This window comes from Enterobacter sp. ECC_219_Taxon_10 (assembly GCF_058354905.1).
In genome coordinates, this window is the sequence record NZ_CM178005.1 from 3837390 (window position 1) to 3848787 (window position 11398).

The following is an 11398-nucleotide window of genomic DNA, read 5'->3' on the forward strand; positions in this document are numbered from 1 at the left end:
CTCATTGACACAAAATCGTTTCCTCTGTATAAAATTCCGCCTTAATAATGCGTTTCATTTGCATCAAAAATAATTTTAATGAAGGGTAGCATTTCATGAAGAAGGTCATCTGCGCGTTAGGCCTGGCGATTGCGTCGGTCAGTTCCGCTCTGGCAACCACATATCCTCTGACGATTGAAAACTGTGGCTACAAAGAGACATTCGCTAAAGCGCCGGAACGCGTCGTGGCCCTGGGCCAGAACACCGTGGAAATTTTGCTCCTGCTGGGCCTTGAAGATAAGGTGAAGGCCAGCGCCTTCTGGCCGACAAAAGTGCTGCCGCAGCTGGCGGAACAGAATGCCAAAATCAAAACCCTGACGGTTGAAATTCCTACCCTTGAATCCATCCTTTCGCAAAATCCCGATTTTGTTCCTGCCCAGCTGCCGCTGCTGCTCGGGCCGGAAAGTAAGGTCGCAAAACGTGAAGATCTGGCCACCGTCGGCGTGAACAGCTATTTATCACCAGGCATGTGCGCCACCAAAAAGGCCGCAGGCGATATGTACGGCAGCCGCCAGACGCTGTGGGATATGACGTACCTTTATAAAGAGATTGAAGATTTCGCGAAGATTTTCAACGTTGAAGCGCGCGGCCAGGCCGTCATTGCCGATTTCAAAAAACGCGAGGCCGACCTGCGTCAGGAATTTGGTAAAAACAAAAAAGATCTCTCGTTTGTCTTCTGGTTCTCAAGCGCCTCGCCTTCGGCGGATGCCTATGTCGGCGGGAAAAACAGCGCCTCCGGTTTTATTGCCAACGTGCTGGGCGGCCATAACGCCATTACCGCTGAGACCGAATGGCCAACCGTCGGCTGGGAAAGCATTATTGCCGCTAATCCGGATGTGATTGTGGTCTCCAGCCTGGACCGCAACCGCTGGGCGCTGGATAACGCGGAAGAGAAAATCAAATTCCTGAAAAGCGATCCCGCCGTCAGCCAGATGGACGCCGTGAAGAAAGGCCATATCGTGGTGATGGACGGTCAGGCGATGAACCCGACGATTCGTACGATTTACGGTGCTGAGCAGGTGGGCGAGCAGCTCAGAAAGCTGGGGCTGAACTGATGACAGTTGCCGTACTTCAGGCCCGCCAGGGCCTGATCCTGACCACTTCTGCTCTGCTTGCTGTTATCCTGCTGTTTCTGGTGATTGCCCTTGGCGTCAGCGTCGGCGAGCTGTCGATTCCGCTGTCCAATGTCTTTTATGCTATCGGTAATAAGCTGGGGCTGACCGACGTTCCGCTCAACCGCATCTATGAGAGCGTTATCTGGGACTTCCGCCTGAGCCGCGCGCTGGTGGCGGCGTGCTGCGGGGCCGGTTTAGCCATCTGCGGCGCCGTGCTGCAAAGCCTGCTGAAAAACGCGCTGGCGGAACCTTACGTGCTCGGCGTGTCGGCGGGAGCTTCAACCGGGGCGGTGTCGGTCGTCGTTCTGGGCATCGGCACCGGCGCGGTATCGCTCTCTGCGGGCGCGTTTGCCGGGGCGTTCGCCGCCTTTGCGTTTGTCGCGTTTCTGACGAACGGCGCGCGCGGGGGGAATGAACGTACCATTCTGGCAGGGGTTGCGGCCTCTCAGCTGTTCAACGCCATTACCGCCTATACCATCAGCACCTCCGCCAGCGCCCAGCAGGCGCGCGACGTGATGTTCTGGCTGCTGGGCAGCTTTAGCGGCGTGCGATGGCCGGAATTCCAGCTGGCGCTGGTTGTCGTGCTGGCGGGCCTTGCCGTCTGCCTCTACTATTCCCGGGCGCTGGACGCCTTTACCTTTGGTGATGACGCCGCGGCCTCTTTAGGTATTGCCGTCCCGTGGGTTCGCCTGACGCTCTTTACCACTACCGCGCTAATTACCGCGACGATTGTCAGCATGGCGGGTTCAATCGGCTTTGTGGGGCTGGTGGTACCGCACGTTATGCGTTTCCTGTTCGGGCCGCTGCACCGCACGCTGCTGATTGCCAGCGCGCTGGCCGGGGCGATCCTGATGGTGCTGGCCGACATCGCCTCGCGGATGCTGATTGCGCCGCAAAGCCTCCCCGTCGGCGTAGTCACCGCGCTGGTGGGCGTGCCTTTCTTTGCCGTGATTATCTACCGTTCAAGGAATAAGTGATGAGTATCTGCGCTGAAAATATTACCTGGAAGGTCGGCAAAAAAGTTATCGTCAATGACGTCTCGCTGAAGGTTTCCCGGGGCGAAACCGTGGGTCTCCTTGGCCCTAACGGCTGCGGCAAATCGTCTCTTTTGCGTATCCTGGCTGGCCTGCGTCGCCCGGATGCGGGCAGCGTGACCCTGGACGGGCAGGACATTTCCCGCATCGCCAAAAAGCAGCTTGCCCGCCGGGTGGCGTTCGTTGAGCAGCACGGGATGACCGACGCCAATATGCGCGTGCGCGACGTGGTGAAACTCGGGCGTATTCCGCACCACTCCGCTTTTTCGAACTGGAGCGCGCAAGATGACGACACCGTCACCGCAGCTCTGCAGCGTGTCGATATGCTGGACCGCAGCGAACAGGGCTGGCTGAGCCTCTCCGGCGGAGAGCGTCAGCGGGTGCATATCGCCCGCGCGCTGGCACAAACGCCAACCGAAATCCTGCTGGATGAACCGACCAACCACCTGGACATCCATCATCAGATGCAGCTGATGCAGTTGATCAGCGAATTACCTGTTACCAGCATTGTCGCCATTCACGATCTCAACCACGCCTCAATGTTCTGCGACTCGCTGATTGTGATGCAGAAAGGGCAAATTGTGGCGACCGGAACACCGCAGGACATTTTATCCGAATCGTTGCTCTGGGACGTCTTCAGAGTCAAAACCAAAATTGAGATCTCGCCGTTCCATGGCAAAAAGCACATTCACTTTATCGTGTAGGAACGAGTGATCGACAATGTCCCTTCGCCCCGCCACCACGCTCTGGCCGCCCGTTTTACTGGGTAGTCAGTTTGTTTTTAACATTGGGTTTTACGCCGTCGTTCCCTTCCTCGCAATATTTCTGCGCGACGACATGCTGCTCTCCGGCGGGCTTATCGGGCTGATCCTGGGCCTGCGCACGTTCTCGCAACAGGGGATGTTTATCGTTGGCGGGGCACTCTCGGACCGGTTTGGCGCGAAAGTGGTTATCCTCAGCGGCTGTATAGTTCGTGTTTCGGGCTATCTGCTGCTGGCCTTCGGGGGATCGCTGTGGCCGATTATTCTGGGCGCGTGTCTGACGGGCGTCGGTGGCGCGTTATTTTCTCCCTCAATTGAGGCTCTGCTGGCAAAAGCGGGCACGCACAGTGAGGCGAAAGGCAAACGAAGCCGCGCGGAGTGGTTTGCGCTCTTTGCCGTCTGCGGAGAGCTCGGCGCGGTACTGGGCCCGGTTGCTGGCGCCCTGCTAACGGGGCTTGGCTTCCGCCAGGTGGCGCTGGCGGGTGCAGGCGTCTTTATCATTGCGTTAGTGGTGCTTTACTTCTGTCTGCCTGCTGCAGGACACCGTTCACAGAAGATAAAAATAGTGCCCTGGTGGACGACGTTCCGCCAGCCGCGCTTTGTCGCCTTTATCATTGCCTACAGTACCTGGCTGTTAAGCTACAACCAGCTCTATCTGGCGCTGCCGGTAGAGATCCAGCGCTCCGGCGGTAACGAGAAAGATCTCGGCCCGCTTTTTATGCTGGCCTCCGTTCTGATCATTACCTTACAGCTGCCGCTGGCGCGTTTCGCCCGTCGCGTGGGCGCGGTGAACATTCTGCCGGTGGGCTTTTTGCTGCTTTCCGCCGCCTTTGCGAGCGTGGCAATGTTCGCGGCAACAATACCGCCTGAAGGCTGGCTGCGGCTTCTGCCCTCGGTCTCGTTTGTCACGCTGCTGACGCTGGGACAGATGCTGCTGGTGCCGTCGGCAAAAGATCTTATTCCGCGGTTCGCCGAGGAATCAACGCTGGGCGCGCACTACGGCGCACTCTCCACCGCCGGAGGCATTGCGGTACTGGCCGGAAACCTGTTGTTTGGCAGCCTGCTGGATCGCGCGCTGGTGCCTTCAACGCAGGCAATGTATCCCTGGCTGCTGCTGGCGCTCTTTCCACTCTGTAGCGCGCTGGCCATGAATGTAATTTGCCGCCCGCTACGAAGCTGAACGGCTTATTTTTTCGGGCGATACTTTTCCGGCAGTTCCGGCACCGGACGACGGTCATCCATCAGATGACGGACGGTCAGAATGGGGTGTCGCCATAACATACGCGGGCCTGCCCAGCGCATAATCTGCTTCATCTCTTCACGTCTGGCAGGCTGGTAGCAGTGCACCGGGCATTGTTTACAGGCGGGCTTTTCTTCACCAAAAACACACTTATCCAGGCGCTTATCGGCATACGCGTTGAGCGCCCGATAATGCCCCGCTTCCTGAGAAGCCTGTGGACACTGCTTTTCGTACAACGCGATCATTTTCGCGATGGTCTCTTTTTCACGTGATATGCGTTTACCGGTCATAGCGACTTACCGAACAATAAGATGCATCAATAGTACACTTTTACACGCTGAATTTCAGGTGTTGCATTCCGTTTTCTGAAGCCTGATTCCACTATTATCCCTGCGCCCGCTAAAAATCACTGGTATTTTATACAGGTATCAGGAATGACCGTTGTCCGTATAGTCTGGAGACCCTATGAAAGAGATCGCGATCGGCAAACCCTACCGCCATTTAAAAGTGGGATATTTCAGAAAACGTCACGAGGATCGAAAAACGAAGATTCCAAAGCGGTACAGCGTACATGCGGCGCTGAGCTTAAAAGGCGACTGGCTTGAAAAAGCGGGCTTTACCACTAACTCCCGGGTCAGGGTGGGCGTAGAGCATGGAAAAATTGTCATCGAATTAATGTCGGAAGGCACCTCGTAAAGCCGCCACATTTTTCTGCGCCGGACCTTTTTTTCATGCGACAATAGAAGGAACAAACGGCCACTGAGCCGCTCAAAACGGTTTATTTTCAAAGAAATGGACATCATAACTCCATGAGCACAATCGACAATTTCGACGCACATACGCCAATGATGCAGCAGTATCTGAAGCTGAAGGCACAGCATCCGGAAATCCTGCTGTTTTACCGTATGGGCGATTTTTACGAGCTGTTTTATGACGATGCTAAGCGTGCATCGCAGCTGCTCGACATCTCGCTGACCAAACGTGGCGCATCGGCAGGCGAGCCCATTCCGATGGCCGGTATCCCGCACCACGCGGTTGAAAACTATCTGGCCAAGCTGGTGAATCAGGGCGAGTCCGTCGCTATTTGCGAGCAGATCGGCGACCCGGCAACCTCGAAAGGCCCGGTTGAGCGCAAAGTCGTACGCATCGTCACGCCAGGCACCATCAGTGATGAAGCCCTGCTTCAGGAGCGCCAGGATAACCTGCTGGCAGCGCTGTGGCAGGATGGCAAAGGGTTTGGCTATGCCACGCTGGACATCAGCTCCGGGCGTTTTCGCCTGAGTGAGCCGGCCGATCGTGAAACGATGGCTGCCGAACTGCAGCGCACCAACCCGGCAGAGCTGCTCTACGCCGAAGACTTCGCCGAAATGGCGCTGATTGAAGGCCGTCGCGGATTGCGCCGCCGCCCGTTGTGGGAATTCGAAATTGATACCGCCCGCCAGCAGCTGAACCTGCAGTTTGGCACCCGCGATCTGATTGGCTTTGGAGTGGAAAACGCTCCGCGCGGGTTGTGTGCCGCAGGTTGCCTCCTGCAGTACGTGAAAGACACCCAGCGAACCGCCCTGCCGCATATCCGTTCTATCACCATGGAGCGCCAGCAGGACAGCATCATCATGGATGCCGCCACGCGCCGTAACCTTGAGATCACCCAGAACCTGGCGGGTGGCGTTGAAAACACGCTCGCGTCGGTGCTCGACAGCACGGTGACGCCAATGGGCAGCCGCATGCTGAAACGCTGGCTGCATATGCCGATTCGCGATACCGATACGCTGGTTTGCCGCCAGCAGACGATTGCTGCGTTGCAGGATCGCTATACCGAACTGCAGCCGGTCCTGCGTCAGGTAGGCGATCTGGAACGTATTCTTGCCCGTCTGGCATTGCGCACCGCGCGCCCGCGCGACCTCGCGCGGATGCGGCATGCTTTCCAGCAGCTGCCGGAGCTGCGTGCTCAGCTGAGCGACGTTGACAGCGCGCCGGTACAGAAACTTCGTGAAACCATGGGCGAATTTACCGAGCTTCGCGAACTGCTGGAGCGCGCCATTATCGATGCGCCTCCGGTTCTGGTGCGCGATGGCGGCGTGATTGCTCCGGGCTACAACGAAGAGCTGGACGAATGGCGCGCGCTGGCCGACGGCGCAACGGACTATCTCGATAAGCTGGAAATCCGCGAACGCGAGCGTCTTGGACTCGACACGCTGAAAGTGGGATATAACGCGGTACACGGTTATTACATTCAGATTAGCCGCGGGCAGAGCCATCTGGCGCCGATTCACTACGTCCGCCGCCAGACGTTGAAAAACGCCGAACGCTATATCATTCCCGAGCTGAAAGAGTACGAGGACAAAGTGCTCACCTCGAAAGGTAAAGCCCTGGCGCTGGAAAAACAGCTGTATGACGAGCTGTTTGACATGCTGATGCCGCACCTGGCCGACCTGCAGCTGAGCGCCAGCGCGCTGGCGGAGCTGGACGTGCTGGTGAACCTGGCAGAACGCGCGGAAACGCTGAACTATACCTGCCCAACCTTTACCGACAAGCCTGGCATTCGCATCACTGAAGGCCGTCACCCGGTAGTTGAGCAGGTGCTGAACGAACCGTTCATTGCCAACCCGCTGAGCCTGTCGCCACAAAGAAGAATGCTGATCATTACCGGCCCGAACATGGGCGGTAAGAGTACCTACATGCGCCAGACGGCGCTGATTGCTTTGCTCGCGTATATCGGCAGCTACGTCCCGGCGCAAAAAGTGGAGATCGGCCCCATCGACCGTATCTTCACCCGCGTTGGGGCAGCGGACGATCTGGCGAGCGGTCGCTCAACCTTTATGGTCGAGATGACCGAAACGGCTAACATTCTGCATAACGCGACGGAGCACAGCCTGGTGCTGATGGATGAGGTAGGACGCGGAACCTCAACCTATGACGGCCTGTCGCTGGCCTGGGCCTGCGCCGAAAGCCTCGCAAATAAAATCAAGGCCATGACGCTGTTCGCCACCCACTACTTCGAACTGACGCAGCTGCCGAATAAAATGGAAGGCGTGGCTAACGTTCATCTTGATGCACTTGAGCACGGCGACACCATCGCCTTTATGCACACGGTGCAGGATGGCGCGGCGAGCAAGAGCTATGGCCTTGCCGTCGCGGCGCTGGCAGGGGTACCAAAAGAGGTGATCAAGCGCGCTCGCCAGAAGCTGCGTGAGCTGGAAAGCCTGTCGCCGAATGCGGCAGCGACGCAGATCGATGGCACCCAGATGTCGCTGTTGGCGCCAGCGGAAGAAACGTCGCCTGCAGTGGAAGCGCTGGAGAACCTCGACCCGGATTCACTGACGCCGCGTCAGGCGCTGGAGTGGATTTATCGGTTGAAGAGTCTGGTTTAGTTTTCTGCGGTCTGTTTTGTCGGGTGGCGGCTTCGCCTTACCCGACCTACAAAACCCGTAGGCCCGGTAAGCGCAGCGCCACCGGGCTTTTTTTACAACAGCGGCGGGATCGTCGGCACCTGCGGTGCTTCATCAATATCCTTCTGCGTCATGCGGAACGCTTCCGGGTAATGCTCGCGGCTGGTACGACGCAGCGGTTCGGTATCGCGCCAGGTATAAAGACAATGCTGGCACTGGTAAACGGTCCAGACCCCTTTCACCGGTGACGTCGCCATCACTTCAATATGCTCATCGGCACAACGTGGACAAATCATCTTTTCCTCCTTATTGGCGTGCTGCCAGCATCGCGGTCAGTTTTTCAGCCCAGGCTTTAGTTTCAGGCAGATCCTGTACCGGCTGGCTGTAGTGGCCACGGGTGTCCGGTGCAACAGGCGTGGTGGCATCAATAATCAGTTTGTCGGTAATGCCCGCCGGGCTGGAGCCTGGGTCGAGTTCAAGCACCGACATGTTCGGCAGCTGCACCAGATCCCCTGCCGGATTGACCTTCGATGAGAGCGCCCACATCACCTGCGGGAGGTTGAACGGATCGACATCCTCATCCACCATAATCACCATCTTCACGTAGCCCAGACCGTGCGGCGTGGTCATGGCGCGTAAACCGACCGCGCGGGCAAAACCACCGTAGCGTTTTTTGGTGGAGATAATTGCCAGCAGACCGTGGGTGTACATCGCGTTCACCGCCTGCACTTCCGGGAATTCCGCCTTCAGCTGCTGATAAAGCGGCACGCAGGTGGCTGGTCCCATCAGATAGTCAATCTCGGTCCACGGCATGCCGAGGTAAAGGGATTCGAAGATCGGTTTGGTGCGGTAAGAAACTTTGTCGATACGGACCACCGTCATATTACGGCCACCGGAATAGTGTCCGGTAAACTCGCCGAACGGCCCTTCGATTTCACGTTTGCGGCCTTCAATCACCCCTTCCAGGATCACTTCAGACCCCCACGGCACGTCGAAGCCGGTCAGCGGCGCGGTGGCAATCGGGTACGGGCTTTCGCGCAGCGCGCCAGCCATTTCATACTCAGACTGATCGTATTTCAGCGGCGTGGCGCCCATCAGGGTGATGATCGGGTCGTTGCCGAGAGTAATCGCGATCGGCAGATCTTGCCCGCGCTCTTCCGCTTTGTGCAGATGAAGGGCGATATCGTGCATCGGTACCGGCTGCAGGCCGAGCTTGCGCTTGCCCTTGACCTCCATGCGGTAGATCCCGACGTTCTGCTTGCCGAAATGGTCCGGGTCGAGCGGATCGCGCGAGACAACGCACGCTTTATCGAGATAAAAACCGCCGTCACCGTCGTTCAGGCGAAACAGCGGCAGGATATCGAACAGGTTAATGTCTTCACCGTCGACGGTATTTTGCGCCCAGGCCGGGTTAGCGCGGCGCTCCGGCGTAACGGGGAATTTGTCCCAGCGGCGAATAAACTCGTCGATCTGTTTTTTTACCGGAGTATTCGCTGGCAGCCCCATCGATATGGCGTGGTTCTGCCACGAGCCGATGGTGTTCATCACCACGCGGGCATCGGTAAAGCCACGAATGTTGTCGAACCACAGCGCGGGCGCGCCGTCGCCAATACGGCCTGTGGCGTTGGCTGCCGCCGCCAGATCCGGCTCCGCATTCACCTCTTCCGCAATTTTCAGCAGTTGCCCTTGCTCATCGAGCGCCTGCAGGAAGCTTCTCAAATCATCAAATGCCATCTTTGTTCTCCTGTGAAAAATGTTTCGCCTCCCGCAACCCGTTCCATCGGCGCGCCTTTTTGTGCTCCAGACCAAACTGGTCGAGCACACGGGTCACGATATGCTGGGTGATGTCATCGGCGGTTTGCGGATGGTTGTAATACGCAGGCATGGGCGGCACCATCGCCACGCCCATGCGGGAAAGCGCCAGCATGTTCTCCAGATGAATGGTGCTGAGCGGCGTTTCGCGGGGAACGAGCACCAGCTTACGCCCCTCTTTCAGCACCACATCTGCCGCACGGCCCACCAGCCCTTCGGCGTAGCCCGCGCGGATCCCCGCCAGCGTTTTCATGCTGCAGGGAATGACGATCATGCCGTCGGTGCGAAACGAGCCGGAGGAGATGGTGGCGGCCTGGTCAGCCGGGCTGTGAACAACGTCAGCCAACGCAGCAACGTCCTGCACGCTGTAAGGCGTTTCCAGCTCAATGGTTGTTTTTGCCCACTTCGACATGACCAGATGGGTCTCCACCTCCGGCATTTCCCTCAGCGCCTGCAGCAGCGCCACGCCCAGCGGAGCCCCCGTTGCTCCTGTCATTCCCACGATCAATCTCATTCATCACCCCAATCAATTTGTTCGTGTACGAACGTTGTAGATAAACTACTCCCGGATCGCTCTACTGACAATATCGTTCGTACACGATCACACTAATTGCTAAAAAATCCCGCGTTATCATCCCGGGCTTTAGCGGCTATCATAGGGGGTGATATTTTCTGTCGGAGTGTTCATGGAACTAAGACAAGAGGCGTTCCACCTGTTACGTCAGCTTTTTCAACAGCATACCGCTAAGTGGCAACATGCCCTGCCGGAACTGACCAAGCCGCAGTATGCGGTTATGCGCTCCATTGCCGAGCACCCGGGCATTGAGCAGGTGGCATTGACCGAAGTGGCGGTCAGCACGAAGGCGACTCTGGCGGAGATGCTCAGTCGAATGGAGGCGCGCGGGCTGGTCAAACGCGAGCACGATCCCGCAGATAAGCGCCGCCGGTTTGTCTTCCTGACGCCGGAAGGCGAAGCCCTGCTTGCAGACTGTCAGCCGGTCGGCAACGAGGTGGATGAGGCGTTTTTAGGGCGTCTTAATAAGGCCGAACGGGAGCAATTCTCTGCGCTCATCAAAAAGATGATGCACGATTAATTGACGCTGGTGCGCATAAAATCGATAAAGGTGCGCACTTTCGCGGGCACATGCCGGGCATCGGGATAAACCGCGTAGATGCCCTGCCGCGCAAAGGTATAGCCCGGTAAAACCGGGACCAGTTTTCCCGCATTAAGCGCATCGCGCACCAGCCATTCAGGCAGTAACGCCACGCCACTTCCCGCGAGCGCAAAGGCCATAAGCGCCTGAGCACTGTCGGCAAACAGGCGCGGCGCTTTTTTTATCTCCAGCATTTCAGGCGCACCGCTAGCATCTTTCACCTGCCAGCGCAGCGGCGAAGCTAAGCGCTCATGAATAATCCAGTCGGCGTGCGCCAGCTGCTCAAGCGATTCAACCGGATGATTAACCCGCCACTCGGGCGTCGCGACGGGCAGGATAGAAAAATGTGAAATCAATGCGGCGTGGTAGCGTGAATCGGTAAGCGTTCCCAACCGGATAGCCACGTCAAAGCGCTCTGAGATAAGGTCGGCATGGAGTGAAGACGAAACATGACGCACGCGAAGCTCCGGGTGCATCTGGCTAAACCTGGCCAGCAACGGTACCACGACCCGTGAACCGTACTCAGGCGTGGTGGTGATCCGCAATTCACCCGTGAGTCCCGCATGATTCGCGCGAACATCATCCTGCAGCCGTTCTGCGTCCTTCAGAAGCGCCACGCTGCGCTGATGAAAAAGCGCTCCCGCCTCGGTTAACGTCAGGCGGCGGGTGGAGCGCAGCAGCAGCGTAACCCCCAGCTCGGCTTCGAGCTGGCGAATATTGAAGCTGACCACGGCTTTTGTCAGGCCCAGCGCATCGGCTGCGGCAGTAAAGCTGCCGGTATCGGCCACCGCAACAAACATCTGCGTCCGCTGTAGGTTAATCATCCTCACGCCTTTTACTGTAAAAATTTTTTT

General features: G+C 57.6%; 12 protein-coding genes. 7 read left to right on the forward strand and 5 right to left on the reverse strand.

Annotated elements, in window-relative coordinates; all coding sequences use genetic code 11:
* Positions 1–95 precede the first annotated feature (95 nt).
* The 4 genes from eitA to AC4ICF_RS18185 are packed head-to-tail and all read left to right on the forward strand — an operon-like array spanning position 96 to position 4129.
* Positions 96–1094: a siderophore ABC transporter substrate-binding protein EitA gene (gene eitA, locus AC4ICF_RS18170; RefSeq protein WP_316380140.1), complete on the forward strand. Its 999-nt coding sequence runs from the start codon at positions 96–98 to the stop codon at positions 1092–1094.
* Positions 1094–2131, forward strand: a complete 1038-nt coding sequence (locus AC4ICF_RS18175) for a FecCD family ABC transporter permease (RefSeq protein ID WP_163330096.1) — start codon at positions 1094–1096, stop codon at positions 2129–2131. The genes eitA and AC4ICF_RS18175 overlap by 1 nt, the downstream gene beginning before the upstream one ends.
* Positions 2131–2892: a siderophore ABC transporter ATP-binding protein EitC gene (eitC, locus tag AC4ICF_RS18180; protein ID WP_316380138.1), complete on the forward strand. Its 762-nt coding sequence runs from the start codon at positions 2131–2133 to the stop codon at positions 2890–2892. Before AC4ICF_RS18175 ends, eitC begins: the two co-directional genes overlap by 1 nt.
* A gap of 16 nt (positions 2893–2908) precedes the next feature.
* A complete protein-coding gene (locus AC4ICF_RS18185; RefSeq protein ID WP_316380137.1) occupies positions 2909–4129 on the forward strand; it encodes an MDR family MFS transporter in 1221 nt (406 codons plus the stop codon).
* Between the two features lie 5 nt (positions 4130–4134).
* Here the strand turns inward: AC4ICF_RS18185 and AC4ICF_RS18190 are convergent, their stop codons facing one another.
* Positions 4135–4479: a nitrous oxide-stimulated promoter family protein gene (locus AC4ICF_RS18190; RefSeq protein ID WP_116343456.1), complete on the reverse strand. Its 345-nt coding sequence runs from the start codon at positions 4477–4479 to the stop codon at positions 4135–4137.
* Positions 4480–4654: 175 nt separating this feature from the next.
* Between AC4ICF_RS18190 and AC4ICF_RS18195 the strand changes: the two genes are divergently transcribed.
* Both AC4ICF_RS18195 and mutS read left to right on the forward strand, forming a co-directional pair.
* Positions 4655–4885: a SymE family type I addiction module toxin gene (locus AC4ICF_RS18195; protein WP_116343457.1), complete on the forward strand. Its 231-nt coding sequence runs from the start codon at positions 4655–4657 to the stop codon at positions 4883–4885.
* 113 nt (positions 4886–4998) lie between these two features.
* Complete coding sequence (gene mutS / locus AC4ICF_RS18200; protein WP_316380136.1) at positions 4999–7560, forward strand: DNA mismatch repair protein MutS; 2562 nt, start codon at positions 4999–5001, stop codon at positions 7558–7560.
* 92 nt (positions 7561–7652) lie between these two features.
* Here mutS and AC4ICF_RS18205 read toward each other — a convergent pair whose 3' ends face one another.
* Genes AC4ICF_RS18205 through AC4ICF_RS18215 form a run of 3 tightly spaced genes read right to left on the reverse strand, consistent with a single transcriptional unit; the run spans position 7653 to position 9904 of the window.
* Positions 7653–7874, reverse strand: coding sequence for a non-oxidative hydroxyarylic acid decarboxylases subunit D (locus AC4ICF_RS18205; RefSeq protein ID WP_003862116.1), 222 nt, complete (start codon positions 7872–7874; stop codon positions 7653–7655).
* Between the two features lie 10 nt (positions 7875–7884).
* Positions 7885–9312, reverse strand: a complete 1428-nt coding sequence (locus AC4ICF_RS18210) for a non-oxidative hydroxyarylic acid decarboxylases subunit C (protein WP_316380135.1) — start codon at positions 9310–9312, stop codon at positions 7885–7887.
* A complete protein-coding gene (locus AC4ICF_RS18215; RefSeq protein WP_116343462.1) occupies positions 9302–9904 on the reverse strand; it encodes a non-oxidative hydroxyarylic acid decarboxylases subunit B in 603 nt (200 codons plus the stop codon). Before AC4ICF_RS18215 ends, AC4ICF_RS18210 begins: the two co-directional genes overlap by 11 nt.
* 172 nt (positions 9905–10076) lie before the next feature.
* On the opposite strand from AC4ICF_RS18215, the gene AC4ICF_RS18220 reads away from it, so the two are divergent.
* Positions 10077–10484: a MarR family winged helix-turn-helix transcriptional regulator gene (locus tag AC4ICF_RS18220; RefSeq protein WP_045629941.1), complete on the forward strand. Its 408-nt coding sequence runs from the start codon at positions 10077–10079 to the stop codon at positions 10482–10484.
* Here the strand turns inward: AC4ICF_RS18220 and AC4ICF_RS18225 are convergent.
* The gene (locus AC4ICF_RS18225; protein ID WP_316380134.1) at positions 10481–11368 is read right to left on the reverse strand and encodes a LysR family transcriptional regulator; all 888 of its coding nucleotides are present in this window, start codon (positions 11366–11368) and stop codon (positions 10481–10483) included. The two genes, AC4ICF_RS18220 and AC4ICF_RS18225, sit on opposite strands and share 4 nt — an antisense overlap.
* Positions 11369–11398: the final 30 nt, after the last annotated feature.